General features: G+C 61.8%; 12 protein-coding genes and 1 riboswitch. Of the genes, 9 read left to right on the top strand and 3 right to left on the bottom strand.

Features of this window, described 5'->3' with window-relative positions; genetic code table 11:
* Nucleotides 1–53: 53 nt before the first annotated feature.
* From AC1DWF_RS11040 to AC1DWF_RS11010, 7 genes are all read left to right on the top strand, one after another.
* Entirely contained in the window at nucleotides 54–1,499 is a 1,446-nt protein-coding gene (locus AC1DWF_RS11040) for a homospermidine synthase (protein ID WP_476841676.1), read from the top strand.
* A 153-nt stretch (nucleotides 1,500–1,652) separates the two neighbouring features.
* A complete protein-coding gene (gene omp10 / locus AC1DWF_RS11035; protein WP_476786878.1) occupies nucleotides 1,653–2,033 on the top strand; it encodes an outer membrane lipoprotein Omp10 in 381 nt (126 codons plus the stop codon).
* Nucleotides 2,034–2,245: 212 nt separating this feature from the next.
* Entirely contained in the window at nucleotides 2,246–4,162 is a 1,917-nt protein-coding gene (locus AC1DWF_RS11030; protein WP_476788231.1) for a 5'-nucleotidase C-terminal domain-containing protein, read from the top strand.
* A 126-nt stretch (nucleotides 4,163–4,288) separates the two neighbouring features.
* Nucleotides 4,289–5,353, top strand: coding sequence for a ferrochelatase (hemH, locus tag AC1DWF_RS11025; protein WP_476785355.1), 1,065 nt, complete (start codon nucleotides 4,289–4,291; stop codon nucleotides 5,351–5,353).
* Between the two features lie 69 nt (nucleotides 5,354–5,422).
* Nucleotides 5,423–6,637: an NAD(P)/FAD-dependent oxidoreductase gene (locus AC1DWF_RS11020; RefSeq protein WP_476785356.1), complete on the top strand. Its 1,215-nt coding sequence runs from the start codon at nucleotides 5,423–5,425 to the stop codon at nucleotides 6,635–6,637.
* A 118-nt stretch (nucleotides 6,638–6,755) separates the two neighbouring features.
* Nucleotides 6,756–7,706, top strand: coding sequence for an SPFH domain-containing protein (locus AC1DWF_RS11015; protein ID WP_476785357.1), 951 nt, complete (start codon nucleotides 6,756–6,758; stop codon nucleotides 7,704–7,706).
* A 25-nt stretch (nucleotides 7,707–7,731) separates the two neighbouring features.
* Nucleotides 7,732–8,196 (top strand): NfeD family protein, encoded by a 465-nt coding sequence (locus tag AC1DWF_RS11010; RefSeq protein WP_476788232.1) that lies wholly within the window; start codon nucleotides 7,732–7,734, stop codon nucleotides 8,194–8,196.
* Nucleotides 8,197–8,305: 109 nt separating this feature from the next.
* On the opposite strand, the gene AC1DWF_RS11005 is transcribed toward AC1DWF_RS11010, so the two are convergent.
* Complete coding sequence (locus AC1DWF_RS11005; protein ID WP_476786220.1) at nucleotides 8,306–9,304, bottom strand: KpsF/GutQ family sugar-phosphate isomerase; 999 nt, start codon at nucleotides 9,302–9,304, stop codon at nucleotides 8,306–8,308.
* A 150-nt stretch (nucleotides 9,305–9,454) separates the two neighbouring features.
* Between AC1DWF_RS11005 and AC1DWF_RS11000 the strand changes: the two genes are divergently transcribed.
* On the top strand, nucleotides 9,455–11,134 hold the full coding sequence (locus AC1DWF_RS11000) for an outer membrane beta-barrel protein (RefSeq protein WP_476786221.1): 1,680 nt from the start codon (nucleotides 9,455–9,457) through the stop codon (nucleotides 11,132–11,134).
* Here AC1DWF_RS11000 and bluB read toward each other — a convergent pair.
* Nucleotides 11,131–11,853: a 5,6-dimethylbenzimidazole synthase gene (bluB, locus tag AC1DWF_RS10995; protein WP_476786222.1), complete on the bottom strand. Its 723-nt coding sequence runs from the start codon at nucleotides 11,851–11,853 to the stop codon at nucleotides 11,131–11,133. The genes AC1DWF_RS11000 and bluB overlap by 4 nt on opposite strands.
* Before the next feature lie 46 nt (nucleotides 11,854–11,899).
* A riboswitch (cobalamin riboswitch) is annotated at nucleotides 11,900–12,084 on the bottom strand.
* Between the two features lie 68 nt (nucleotides 12,085–12,152).
* Nucleotides 12,153–13,040, bottom strand: a complete 888-nt coding sequence (gene galU / locus AC1DWF_RS10990) for a UTP--glucose-1-phosphate uridylyltransferase GalU (RefSeq protein ID WP_476783671.1) — start codon at nucleotides 13,038–13,040, stop codon at nucleotides 12,153–12,155.
* A 249-nt stretch (nucleotides 13,041–13,289) separates the two neighbouring features.
* On the opposite strand from galU, the gene AC1DWF_RS10985 reads away from it, so the two are divergent.
* Nucleotides 13,290–14,166: lytic murein transglycosylase (locus AC1DWF_RS10985; protein ID WP_476841675.1), on the top strand; the 877-nt coding region annotated here is incomplete at its 3' end.

The raw sequence follows: 14,166 nt of genomic DNA, 5'->3' as shown, positions 1-14,166 counted from the left end.
GCCGGGTCAATCATGGCCCGGCTCTTTTAGTGTGAGAAGGAGTGCCCCAGAAAATGGCGAATGAAAAATGGCCCGTTTATGGTGAGATTACCGGCCCTATCGTGATGATCGGCTTTGGCTCGATCGGTCGCGGCACGCTTCCCCTCATCGAACGCCATTTCAACTTCGACACGTCGCGCATGGTGATCATCGATCCCAGCGACGAAAACCGTAAACTGGCGGACGAGCGAAACATCAAATTCATCCAGGAGGCGGTAACCAAGGACAATTACAAGGACTTGCTTACTCCGCTTCTGACCAATGGCGAAGGCCAGGGTTTCTGCGTCAACCTGTCGGTGGACACCGGCTCGGTCGACCTGATGCACATGTGCCGCAAGCTGGGCGTGCTCTATGTCGACACCGTCATCGAGCCGTGGCTCGGCTTCTACTTCGACAACAATGCCGGCAATGACGAGCGCACCAACTACGCGCTGCGTGAAACGCTTCTCGCCGAACGGCGCAAGCATCCCGGCGGCACGACTGCCGTCTCCACCTGCGGCGCCAATCCGGGCATGGTCTCGTGGTTCGTCAAGCAGGCGCTGGTCAATCTGTCCAAGGACCTCGGCATCGAATTCGAAGAGCCGGCACAGCACGACCGCGAAGGCTGGGCCGCGCTGATGAAGAAGGCTGGTGTCAAGGGCATCCACATCGCCGAGCGCGATACCCAGCGCACCAAGAACCCCAAGCCGATGAACGTGTTCTGGAACACCTGGTCGGTCGAAGGTTTCGTCTCAGAAGGCCTGCAGCCGGCCGAACTCGGCTGGGGTACGCACGAGACCTGGAAGCCCAAGAATGCCAAGAAGTTCAAGCATGGCAACAAGGGCGCGATCTATCTCGAACAGCCCGGCGCCAACACCCGCGTCCGCACCTGGTGCCCGACGCCAGGGCCGCAATACGGGTTCCTTGTGACGCACAATGAGGCGATCTCGATCTCCGACTTCTTCACCGTGCGCTCCAAGAAGGGCAAGGTGACCTACCGGCCGACCTGCCACTATGCCTATCATCCCTGCAACGACGCGGTGCTGTCGATGCATGAGATGTTCGGCGCAGCTGGCAAGCCGCAGCCGGTCCAGCACGTTCTCAACGAGGACGAGCTGGTCGATGGCGTCGACGAGCTCGGCGTGCTGCTCTATGGCCACGACAAGAACGCCTACTGGTTTGGATCGCAACTGTCGCTCGAACAGGCACGCAAGCTTGCACCTTACCAGAACGCCACTGGCCTGCAGGTAACCTCGGCCGTGCTCGCCGGCATGGTCTGGGCGTTGGAGAACCCAGAGKCCGGCATCGTCGAGACCGACGAAACCGACTACAGGCGCTGCCTCGAAGTGCAGTTGCCCTACCTCGGACCGGTCAAAGGCTATTACACCGACTGGACGCCTCTCGAAGGCCGCCCTGGCCTGTTTGAGGAAGACCTCGACAGAGATGATCCCTGGCAGTTCCGTAACGTACTGGTCCGGTAGGACCAGGCAATACGGGAGTAAGAATAGGGGAGTAAGGCAGTAGGGCATCAAGGAACCTGCTGCCATATTCCCTTACTGCCCTACTGCCCTACCCTTGCCTTCATCGCCAAATCGAGCGATTGAAGGCAAGCGGACTGAGGAGAGGATTACTTCATGACAACTTCGCGGAAAATTGTCTCGGCCGGAGTATTTGCCCTGCTTGCGGCCGCCATTGCCGGCTGCTCGACCAGCGGCGGCGGCTCTTCGGGTAGCGGGCCTGCACCATCGGGCGTGGAAGGCGCGTGGCTTGACGCCAAGGGCACCGGGCTTTCGACCTTCACGAGCGGCTCGTTCCAGACGGTTGCGACCGACACCGGCCAGAAGCTTTCTGACGGCACCTACATCCTGACCGGCGCCAACGCGGTGCAGATCAACGGCACCTCGCTGATCCGCCAGTCGCCGATCAGCTTCAACTGCCTTTTGATCTCGGCCAACCAGCTGAACTGCACCAGCGGCACCAGCCAGCAGTTTACCCTGACCAGGCGTTCGGCCTGACCTGAGTTTGTGCCCGCCACGGCGGGCACAACACTACTTTTTGGCATCCGGCGCGACCGGAAGCGCCGCCCGGCAAGCAAGCCGGCTTTCAGCTTCCGATTCTCCCTTGCATCCGCAAAATGAGGATGTGAACATGACGTCAAGGAATGTGTAACATTCCGGTCAAGCGAAGACGCTAAACGTCTCGCGGGGGTCATTCGGGAGATTTCATCATGAAGAGATTGGCTGCCATTGCGGCTTTGTCAGCTTCGGCGTTCGGCTATTCCGCCGCGCCGTCATTCGCCGATTACACTTTGACCATCATGCACATCAATGACTGGCACAGCCGCATTGAGAGCAACAACAAGTTCGAATCGACCTGCTCTGCTGAAGAAGAAGGCAAGGGCGAGTGCATTGGGGGCGCGGCACGCCTGGTGACGGCGATTGCCGACCAGCGCAAGAAGCTCGAAGGCCAGAATGTCCTGCTGCTCAATGGGGGCGACAATTTCCAGGGCTCGCTGTTTTACACCACCTACAAGGGCGCGGCTGAAGCCGAGTTCCTGAACCAGATGAAGTTCGACGCGATGACCGTGGGCAACCACGAGTTCGACGACGGCGAGGACGCGCTGGTGCCGTTCCTGGAGAAGATCCAGTTCCCGGTGCTTTCCGCCAACGTGCATCCCAACGCGCAATCCAAGGTCGGCGACCGCATCAAGCCGTCGCTTGTGATTGAGATCGGCGGCCAGAAGATCGGTATTGTCGGTGCCGTCACCAACGACACGCCCGAGGTCGCCTCGCCCGGTCCCAACATCGCCATCGAGGACGACGTCAAGAACATCACCGCCGAAGTCGAGAAGCTGAAGGCTGCGGGCGTCAACAAGATCATCGCGCTCACCCATGTCGGCTATCCCCGCGACAAGGAGATGATCGCCAAGATTCCAGGCGTCGACGTGGTCGTCGGCGGCCACTCGCACTCGCTCTTGTCGAACACCGACGCCAAGGCCGAAGGGCCTTATCCGACGATGATCGACAACCCCGAAGGTTACAAGGTGCCGGTCACCCAGGCGGCGTCCTACTCGAAATATCTCGGCGAGTTCACCGTGACMTTCGACGACAACGGTGTCGTCAAGGAAGCCAAGGGCGACCCGATCTACCTCGACAACTCGATCAAGCCCGACGAGGCCGTGCTTGCTCGCATCAAGGAGCTCGGCGCACCGATCGAGGAACTGAAGAACAAGGAGGTCTCGGAAACCACCGCCCTGATCGACGGCAGCCGTGAGAGCTGCCGGGCGCGCGAATGCGAAATGGGCAACCTGATCTCCGACGCCATCCTCGACCGGGTCAAGGACCAGGGGGTGACCATCGTCTTCCAGAACGGTGGCGGCATTCGCGCCTCCATCGACCAGGGTGTCGTCACCATGGGCGAAGTGCTGACGGTGCTGCCGTTCCAGAACACGCTCGCCACCTTCCAGCTGTCGGGCAAGGACATCGTTGCCTCGCTTGAGGCCGGCGTCAGCGAGATCGAGGAAGGCAAGGGCAAGTTCCCGCAGGTCTCGGGCCTCAAATATTCCTTCGACAAGTCGGTCGCCGCCAATGCCGGCCGCGTCAAGTCGGTGGAAGTGATGGACGGCGGTGCCTGGAAGCCGATCGACGAAGCCAAGGTCTATACGGTGGCGACCAACAACTACGTCCGCCAGGGCGGAGACGGCTACAAGCTGTTCGCCTCGAACGGCACCAACGCCTATGATTACGGTCCGAGCCTCGAACAGGTCGTTGCCGACTACCTCGCCAAGAACAGGCCCTTCACGCCCAAGCTCGATGGCCGCATCACCGAGATCGCCGTAGCGGCGGCAGCCGAGCCTGCGAAGCCGGCGGAAGCAGCACCTGCAACGCCCGCCCTGCCCGGCGCTTCGACGGAAATCGCCAACACCCCGCCGACCGTCGAACCGGCCAAGCCTGCCGAGGCCGCACCGGCGTCAGCTGCAGCTGCGAAGTCGCATACAGTGGTTGCCGGCGATACCTTCTGGGATCTCGCCAAGACCTATCTCGGCGATCCGACCAAATGGAAGCTGATCGCCGAGGCCAATCCGGATGCCAAGGCAAAGGACCTGCACATCGGCGGAACGCTTTCGATCCCGTCGGTAAACTGATAGGGCTCATTTGTCCCAAACAAGCCCGCCCGGCATGCCGGGCGGGCTTTGTATTTGGGTGCGGCCAGACGCGACATTGAACGGCTGCACCATTCAACTAGGTATCCCGCATTACGGAGACACCGAATGAACATGACCACGACGATCAACGAAAAATCGGCTAAGGCACTCGGCCCGTTCCCGAACGGTCATCCCGCAGTGCGCAAGGGCAAGGTCGGTGTTCTCCTGGTCAATCTCGGCACCCCCGATGGCACCGACCAGAAATCGATGTGGCGTTATCTCCGCGAGTTCCTGTCGGACCCGCGCGTCATCGAACTGCCGCGCATCGTCTGGTATCCGATCCTTTACGGCATCGTGCTCAACACCCGGCCGAAGAAGTCAGGCGCAAACTACAAGAAGATCTGGAACACCGAGCGCGACGAGTCGCCGCTGCGCACCTACACTCGTGCCCAGGGCGAAAAGCTCGCCGAAGCACTGCGCGACTTGCCCGACGTGGTGGTCGACTGGGCCATGCGCTACGGCAATCCCTCGACTGAAAGCATCACCAGGAAGCTGATCGAGCAGGGCTGCGACCGGATCGTCTTGTTCCCGCTCTACCCGCAATATTCGGCAACGACGACGGCAACCGCCAACGACCAGTTTTTCCGCGCGCTGATGAAGCTGCGCGCACAGCCGACGATCCGCAGCGTGCCGGCTTACTACGACGAACCGGTCTATATCGAAGCACTCGCGCGCTCCATCGAGCAGCACCTTGCCAAGCTCGACTTCGAGCCGGAGGTGATCCTCGCCTCCTATCACGGCATCCCGAAGCCCTATTTCAAAAAGGGCGACCCCTATCACTGCCATTGCGTGAAGACCACACGGCTTCTGCGCGAGCGCCTCGGCATGAGCGACAAGAAGCTGATGAGCACATTCCAGTCGCGCTTCGGCGCCCAGGAATGGCTGCAGCCCTACACCGACAAGACTGTCGAGCGGCTCGCCAAGGAAGGCGTGAGATCGATCGCCATCGTCAATCCGGGCTTTTCGGCCGACTGCATCGAAACGCTGGAGGAGATCGCCGGCGAAAACGCCGAAATCTTCCACCATGCCGGCGGCAAGAATTTCTCCCATATCCCGTGCCTGAACGACAGCCCCGAGGGCATGGCGGTCATCGAGACGATCACAAGGCGCGAACTGTCCGGCTGGGTCTGAGCCCTGCCCGGAGGCGGAACCTCTCTTGAGGCGGCGCGTTGAGCGCACACCCCGGAGAGCCCGCCACAAATGACCCGCAAGCTCGACCTCAGGACCGGACGGCCCGTCTGGTCCGCCTATCGCGCGCCTGCCGTTGCCACAGGCAAGCTTGTGCGCGACATCAAGACCGACGTCGCCATCATCGGCATGGGCATCAGCGGTGCAATGATGGCCGAGGCGTTGACCGACGCTGGCCATGCGGTCGTTTGCATCGACCGGCGCGGCCCACTCCTGGGATCGACGTCGGCAACCACCGCCCTTGTCCAGTTCGAGATTGACCAGCCACTTTCAAGCTTGTCGCGCCAGATCGGCAAGCAACATGCCGAACGCGCCTGGCGGCGGTCGCGCCTCGCGGTGATGAACCTCCAGGCTCGCATCGCCGAACTTGGCATCCATTGCAACATCGAGATCAAGCAATCGCTCTTTCTGGCTGGCGATGTGCTCGACCCAAGCGCGCTGCGCAAGGAAGCCGAAGCTCGGCAACTTGCCGGTATCCATGCGACCTATCTGACACCATCGTCACTGCGCGAGAAATTCGGCATCAAGCGCAATGGCGCTATCCTCAGCCATGGCAATCTGGCACTCGATCCGCGCAAGCTGGCCGTCGGGCTTTTCCGCAAGGCGCTCGAACGCAAGGCGCGCTTCTACGCACCTGCCGAGGCAACCGGCATCAAGGACAGCCGCGACGACGTGGTCGTAACAACGGCCGGCGGCCCGACGATTACGGCCAGCCACGTCGTACTGGCAACCGGATACGAACTCGTCGCCGATCTCGTTCCGGCGACAGGCCACAAGATCATCTCGACATGGGCGATCGCCACGCGACCGCAAAAGCAGGCGCTGTGGCCGGGTGCCGCCTTCATCTGGGAAGCCTCTGAACCCTACCTCTATCTGCGGGCGACCGGCGACGGTCGTGTCATCTGCGGCGGCGAGGACGAGGATTTCACCGACGAAGCCCGACGCGATATGCTGATCGCCGAAAAGTCCGAGCGTATCTCGCGCAAGCTGAAGGCGCTTTTGCCCAAGCTCGAAACGACGCCTGAATTCGCCTGGGCAGGTTCATTCGGCACCACGCCCACAGGCCTGCCGCAAATCGGGAAACTACCTCGCCATCCGCGCATCCATGCGGTGATGGGTTATGGCGGCAATGGCATCACCTATTCGCGCATCGCAGCCGAGATCGTCAGCGCGGCCATTTCAGGCGGCGAGGACTCAGACACCGATTTGTTCGGCTTTGGTCGTTGAGAACAGCCGACAATCCGCCGGCACATGATTGTAACAGCCTGGAAAGACCCTTAAGTCTTTCGACATCAAGCGGATGCGGTCGTCTTGCCGCCACGCTCAATTCTAGGGGGTCAGCCGAATGGAAATCAGCGGTTTCGACATTATCATTCCGGCACTGGTCGTCCTGGTGCTGTTTGTGCTGTTCACCGGCATCAAGACCATTCCGCAAGGCTACAACTACACGGTCGAGCGCTTCGGTCGTTACACCAAGACGCTGACGCCTGGCCTCAACCTGATCATCCCCTTCATCGACCGCATCGGCGCCAAGATGAACATGATGGAGCAGGTGCTGGACGTTCCAACGCAGGAAATCATCACCCGCGACAACGCCATAGTCGCTGTTGACGGCATCGCCTTCTACCAGGTGCTCAACGCGCCGCAGGCTGCCTATCAGGTGTCTGGCCTGCAGAACGCCATCCTCAACCTGACCATGACCAACATCCGTACCGTGATGGGCTCGATGGACCTCGACGAATTGCTGTCGAACCGCGACGCCATCAACGAGCGCCTGTTGCGTGTCGTTGACGAAGCAGCACACCCCTGGGGCATCAAGCTCACCCGCGTCGAGATCAAGGACATCAACCCGCCGGCCAACCTCGTCGAGTCGATGGGCCGCCAGATGATGGCCGAAAGAAACAAGCGCGCCCAGATCCTGGCCGCCGAGGGCCTCAAGCAGTCACAGATCCTCGAGGCCGAAGGCCGCAAGGAAGCTGCCTTCCGCGACGCCGAAGCGCGCGAGCGCTCCGCCGAGGCCGAAGCCCGCGCCACCCAGGTCGTGTCGGAAGCAATTGCCAAGGGCGACGTCCAGGCGATCAACTACTTCGTCGCCCAGAAATACACCGAAGCTCTCGCCAAGATCGGCGCATCGCCCAACAACAAGATCGTGCTGATGCCGTTCGAGGCGTCGTCACTGATCGGCTCGCTTGGCGGCATCGGCGCCATCGCCAAGGAAGTATTCCGCAGCGAAGGCACCAACGGTGCCCAGCGCCAGGCATCGCGCCCGCCGCGCATCCCGCCGGAGCAGAGCTGAGCGCAGGTGCATTGAGGAACCGCAAATGATCGCCCGCATCGTTGCCGAACTCGGTCCCTGGAACTGGATGCTGCTCGGCTTCATCCTGCTGACGCTGGAGATTTTCGCGCCTGGCGTGTTCCTGTTGTGGATCGGCATTGCCGCACTTATCGTCGGCGCGATCTCGCTGCTTTTGTGGGACGCCGCGTTCTGGGGGTGGCAGGTTCAGGTCCTGCTCTTCCTCGTCCTGGCGCTCGCTTCGGCCTATATCGGCAAGCAGATCGTGCGCGGGCGTGGCGATGTCTCCGACCAGCCGCTGCTCAACCGCCGCGGCGCCCAGATGATCGGGCGCACCGCAACGCTGACCGAGCCGATCAAGGAAGGCCGGGGACGGATCAAGCTCGGCGACACGACATGGCGCGTTTCCGGTCCAGACCTGCCTGTCGGCACGCAGGTGCGTGTCATCAGTGCCGCGGACGCCGATCTGGAACTGGTGGTGGAGCCGGTCTGACGCTGCCTAGCGCATCTGCCCGAAAATCGGAATCGATTTTCGGAAAGCACGATGCGTAGATTCAATGATTTAGAGCGTCCTTTGCGCGTCCGTTCGGACGCACGGCGCTCTATGCAGCGCCGACCCTGAGCAAATCGTGGAAGTGGATGATGCCGACCGGACGGTCGTCTTCGACCACGAGAATGGCACTGATATTGTGCTCGTTGAGCATGGCAGTTGCAGTACCTGCCAGCATCTGTCGTGGCACGGTCTTGGGCCGCCGGGTCATGATGTCTTCGACATTGGTCTCGGCAAGATTGCGGTCGAGATTGCGCGCCAGATCGCCGTCGGTGATGATGCCGGCGAGCTTGCCATCTTCGTCAACGACACAGACGCAGCCAAAGCGCTTCTTGGACAGCGTCTTGACCGCCTCTGGCATCTTGGTGCCAACCGATACGATCGGCATTTCATCGCCTATGTGCATCAGGTCGCCGACCGGCATCAGGCTCGCGCCGAGCTGGCCACCCGGATGGAAGGTGCGGAAGTGGTCGGCGGTGAAGCCGCGCGCTTCAAGCAGGGCCACCGCCAGCGCATCGCCAATTGCCAATTGGAGCAGCGTCGAGGTCGTCGGCGCGAGCCCATGCGGGCAAGCTTCCGGGGCGCGCGGCAATGACAAGACGACATCCGCCTGACGTGCCAATGCGGAAGCGTCGCCGGCGGTAATGGCAATCAACGGGATCGAGAAGCGCCTGGAATAGGCAACAATGCCCTTGAGTTCGGCCGTCTCGCCCGACCAGGAGAGTGCCACGATCGCGTCTTCCTTGGTGATCATGCCGAGATCGCCGTGGATGGCTTCGGAGGGGTGGACGAAATAGGCTGGCGTTCCGGTCGAGGCCAGGGTCGCTGCGACCTTGGAGCCGATATGGCCGCTCTTGCCAACACCCGTGACGATGACCCGGCCGCTCAGTTGCCCGAGGGTCGAGACGGCTTGGGCAAATGGCTCCGCCAATACCCCTTCGAGCGCGGCAGCAAGCGCGGCCATGCCGGCCTGCTCAGTGGTGACGGTGCGGAGGGCGGAGGCGATCGACGCCTGCCGGTCCGGCTCTTTTTTCAGCGATCCAGCGTGCATGTCGCATGCGTTAGCGCGTCGAACGGTCCCTGTCCATGATTATCCGGCCCGAACGATGCGTCCCCGGGGTGGCGGGAAACGCTCCGTTAACCATGGCCATTTACCAGTTGGTAATTGCGGCGCCCATGCGTCGGCGAAGCAGTGGAAAAGATGGCGCAGATCAGGCCAGAGCAAAAAGGACCGTGGGGCAGTGCAGGACTGCGCGCCTTGCTGGCAACAGCAAGTCTAGCGACGTTGCTTTGCGCCACGCCTTTGCATGCTCAGGAAGCCGGCTTGCGCGGTACGTTTGCAGATGGAGACGCAACAGGTTCGCTGACGCGCAGGCCCATGGCCCAGCCGCAAACGCCCGAACCCCAAGATCAGGTCGCGGACTATCAGCCTGTCAGCCCCGGCGCCCTACCCGACCAGGCGGACGCAGCCGCAGAAGACAGCCTGTTCAGCGAGCCGCCCAACGCCGACAGCGCGGCGTCCGCTCGCCAGCCTACCACGGCCCGCCAACGTGCCGAAGAGGCGCGACGGCAACGCGCGGCCCCCACAAGGGCGCCCGCCACCAGGCCCGTTGCGCCAGCGGCGGAAGACGACATTACCACCGGCACCGTGCGCCAGGGTACCATCGACTCAGAAACCAGCGTGGAGAACGGCCCGGAATCCGCACGGCAAGCCGCCATCGAGGCACTTACGCCCCTGATCGATGCAACTCCCTTCGCGCCCACCGGCATCCGCGTCGGCAGTTTTGTGCTCAGGCCCAGCCTCGTGCAAGGACTGGAGGCGAGTTCGAACGCCGATTCGAGCCCGGACGGAAAGTCGGCGGTGCTGTCGGATACCGCCCTTCGGCTCAATGCCGCATCGGACTGGGAAAGCCATTCGGCGAACATCGATGCGTATGGCATCGTTCGCAAATCCCTCTCCGGGCAGGAGGTCGACGATCTCGCCGGAGGCATCAACGGCCGATTGCAGCTCGACCTCGCCGACGACCTTCGGGCCATCGCGCGTCTTGGCTACGATTTCCGCCCGGAATCGGCCACCTCCCCCGTCGTCATCGTCGGCACCGCCGAGCGGCCGACGCTCCACATCCTCGATGGCGAGCTTGGGCTGGAGAAGGATGTCGGCAAATTCCGCTTCGGCGTGGCCGGCGAGGCGACCAAGGAAACCTACAGCGACGCTCAATTGTCGGACGGCGCCACGCTGTCTCAGGAAGACAGGAATTCCACGCTCTACACAGGCAGGCTGCGCGCCGGCTACGAGATATCGCCTGCATTGACGCCATTTGGCGAGGTCGAATACGGACGCCGCGTCTATGATCTCCGCTTCGACACTGCCGGCTTCGAACGCTCGTCGAACAGGATCGGCGCACGCGCCGGCGTCGAATTGGACATGGGCGAGAAATTCGGCGGCGAGCTTTCGGCCGGCTGGATCAGCGAAAACTTCGATGACGAGCGCCTCAAGACCATTTCCGAACCGACATTTGCCGCCGACCTCAGATGGTCGCCGATCCGTGGCACCATCGTTGGCTTCAACGGCGCAACCTTCGTGGAAGGCTCGACCACTCCGGGCGAAAGCGGCTCGATTCTCTATGCTGGGCGTCTCAGCGTCGAGCGTGAAATCCGCGCGAACCTCACGGGCATGGCAGCCGTGGGCGCCGGTTGGCGCGACTATGCCGACTCCGAGGACCACGATCTGACGCTGACCGCCGAAGCAGGCATGACCTGGTGGCTCAACCGCTATGCCGGCCTCACCGGCAGGCTGCGCCATGAAACGTTCACCAGCACACTGCCCAACCGCGATAGCACGACCAACACAGTGTTCCTCGGGATGAGAATCCAGCGCTAGGATTCAGGGGCAACGAGTTCGGCGGCAATCGCCTTCAGCGCTTCTTCTCCGCCACCGGAAAACACCTCGCTCATGATGAGATCGGCCAGCGGCAGGCGGCTGCCCCAGCCATGCCTTTCAAGGTCGGGCTTTTGCGCGAATTCGGAGACCCGGCCAACGCAGAGATAAGCCACCGGCACGACATGATCTGGAATGCCTAGCAGCTGCTTCAGCGCCTCGCGGTCGAGGATGCTGACCCAGCCGACGCCGACACCTTCGGCACGCGCCGCCAGCCAGAAATTCTGCACGGCGCAAACGGTGCTGTAGAGATCCATTTCCGGATTGTGCCAGCGTCCAAGCGGCGAATTTTCCGAGCGGCTCCGGTCGCAGGTGACGACAAGGTTGAGCGGGGTCTCGCAGATGCCTTCGAGCTTCAGCTTGCGGTAAAGTGCCTGCCGTTCCTCGGCGATGTGCGGCAGTTCCTGCTGGCGCGCGGCGAAGAACAGGTCGCGCACTTTCTGCCGGCGCTCGGCATCGCGGAGGACGATGAAATTCCATGGCTGCATGAAGCCAACCGACGGCGCGTGATGGGCAGCCATCAGCAGCCGCGCCAGCAGCTCATCTCTCAGTGGGTCAGGCCGAAAATGGCTGCGCACGTCGCGGCGCGTGAAGATGGCGCGGTAGACGGCATCTTGTGCAGCTTGGTCGAAACAATTGGAATTTAAATGGTCAGCCGGCATCGCGTATCCCCTTGCGAGCAATCGATTTCCCCCGCCTGACCATGCGGAGGACGATTTCTGCCGGGCCGGTCTTCTGGCTCGAGTTCAACCCGTTGTCGGCACCTTCCCATTCAAGATGAACAGTGGCTTTTGCCGATACGGTCCCTCTTACAGCGTTGGGCACGCCACGGATTTGCACCGTGTTCCCGATTCTCCCGCATCGCTGCGGGCACCTGGCAGGACATGTCTATCTGGAGCAGGCCCCGATGGCCATCGCTCCGCGCGCCCAAAATTGACGCGCGGGCGACATTGCAGCCGCTTTAGCGGCCCGGCTTCATCTCGTGCAGCAAGCCTTCGATGACACCGGCCATGCTTTTGCTGAGATCCGAACGCGACAGGGCAAATGCGACATTGGCTTCGACGAAGCCTTCCGGCGAGCCGCAGTCGAAGGTGCGGCCGCGATAGTGGTAGCCGTAGAAACGCTGCTGCTTTTCAAGCTTCAGCATCGCGTCGGTGAGCTGGATCTCGTCGCCGGCGCCACGCTCCTGGCTTGCCAGGATGTTGAAGATCTCAGGCTGCAGGATGTAGCGGCCATTGATGAAAAGGTTGGAGGGTGCCGTACCCTGCTTCGGCTTTTCCACCATGCCTTCGATTTCGAAGCCGGTGTGGACGGCCTTGCCCTGTCCGACGATGCCGTATTTGTGCGTCTCGGCGGGATCGCACTCCTGCACGGCGATAATATTGCTGCCGGTTTCGGCGTAAAGCTCGACCATCTCGCGCATGCAGCTCTTTTCCGACTGCATGATCATGTCGGGCAAAAGCAGTGCGAAAGGTTCGTCGCCGACCAGTTCGCGCGCGCACCAAACCGCATGGCCAAGGCCAAGCGGCACCTGCTGGCGGGTGAAAGAGGTCTGGCCCGGCCCTGGCTGGAGCCGCTGCAGCCGTTCAAGCTGTTCGATTTTGCCGCGCTGTGCCAGCGTGTCGTAGAGTTCGAACTGGACGTCGAAATGATCTTCGATGACCGCCTTGTTGCGGCCGGTGACGAAGATGAAATGCTCGATCCCAGCCTCGCGTGCCTCGTCGACCACGTATTGAATCACCGGACGGTCGACAACAGTCAGCATTTCCTTCGGGATCGACTTGGTGGCAGGCAGAAAACGCGTGCCCAAACCCGCGACCGGAAAAACTGCCTTGCGAACTCTCTTCATGCTTCATCGTCCGATAGAAGATTACGGGTATCGAGAAGTGACATTGTCACGCCCGAATTGAGGAATACTGAACGCGATCACATATTCAGGGACAGGGGGCAAGACCACCGATCACGCGATCTTGATTGTCCCGCCCATTGGGGAGACAATCCCCAGGGGCGTTTTTCGTTCCCCAGGGGACCATGGTAAACTGATTGCTAACCGGCTTCGGCGATGAATCGACTTTCTGATCTCTCCAAGGAGGAAAGAATGCCCCTTCGCATTACCGCCAAGAGTCTCGCAGGCGTTGCCGCGATCGCTGGTCTTTCGCTCGCGCTGCTGTTGCCTGCTGGCCCGGCGGCGGCCGAGGCCGGCTTCGAACGCTGGGTCGCGAGCTTCCGTTCGGTAGCCRCCGACAACGGAATCTCCCGCGCGACCTATGATCGTGCCTTTCGCGGCGTAACCTCGGCCGATCCAGAGGTGCTGGAAAAAGCCCGCTTCCAGCCGGAATTCACCGCACCGGTATGGGACTATTTCGACAATCGCGTGCATGATCAGTCGATTGCAGTCGGCCGCGAGATGGCACGCAAGTGGAAGCCGTGGCTCGATCGCATCGAGGCCAGCTACGGTGTCGACCGCTACATCCTGCTCGCCATCTGGTCGATGGAATCGAACTACGGCGAGATTCTCAAGAACGACAAAGTGATGCGCAATGTCGTGCGCTCGCTGGCAACGCTCGCCTATGGCGACCAGCGCCGGGCGAAATTCGCCCGCACCCAGCTGATCGCGGCACTCAAGATCCTGCAGCGTGGCGACATCGACGAAAGCCACCTCGTCGGCTCCTGGGCAGGTGCGATGGGCCACACCCAGTTCATCCCGACCAGCTACCAAGCCTATGCCGTCGACGCCGACGGCAATGGCAAGCGCGACATCTGGAACTCCGTACCCGACGCACTCGCCACGGCCGCCAATCTCTTGAAGAAAAATGGCTGGCAGGCCGGCAAGACCTGGGGCTACGAGGTCGTCTTGCCCCAGGGACAGAAATTCCCTTCGGGATCGATGACGCTCGACAAATGGGMAGCACTCGGCGTCGAACGCGCCAATGGCAAGGCTTTCAGGCGCGGTTCGGACGTGGCCACCCTCAAGG

The sequence above is a fragment of the Aminobacter sp. P4_D5 genome, from assembly GCF_056401815.1.
The sequence above is the reverse complement of the archived record's forward strand: the minus strand, read 5'-3'. Positions and strand labels throughout refer to the sequence as shown.

Coding starts and splice junctions, on each gene's coding strand:
- omp10 (WP_476786878.1), top strand. CDS start 1,653: ATGACAACTTCGCGGAAAATTGTCTCGGCCGGAGTATTTGCCCTGCTT.
- AC1DWF_RS11020 (WP_476785356.1), top strand. CDS start 5,423: ATGACCCGCAAGCTCGACCTCAGGACCGGACGGCCCGTCTGGTCCGCC.
- AC1DWF_RS11015 (WP_476785357.1), top strand. CDS start 6,756: ATGGAAATCAGCGGTTTCGACATTATCATTCCGGCACTGGTCGTCCTG.
- galU (WP_476783671.1), bottom strand. CDS start 13,040: ATGAAGAGAGTTCGCAAGGCAGTTTTTCCGGTCGCGGGTTTGGGCACG.
- AC1DWF_RS11005 (WP_476786220.1), bottom strand. CDS start 9,304: ATGCACGCTGGATCGCTGAAAAAAGAGCCGGACCGGCAGGCGTCGATC.
- AC1DWF_RS11010 (WP_476788232.1), top strand. CDS start 7,732: ATGATCGCCCGCATCGTTGCCGAACTCGGTCCCTGGAACTGGATGCTG.
- bluB (WP_476786222.1), bottom strand. CDS start 11,853: ATGCCGGCTGACCATTTAAATTCCAATTGTTTCGACCAAGCTGCACAA.
- AC1DWF_RS11000 (WP_476786221.1), top strand. CDS start 9,455: ATGGCGCAGATCAGGCCAGAGCAAAAAGGACCGTGGGGCAGTGCAGGA.
- hemH (WP_476785355.1), top strand. CDS start 4,289: ATGAACATGACCACGACGATCAACGAAAAATCGGCTAAGGCACTCGGC.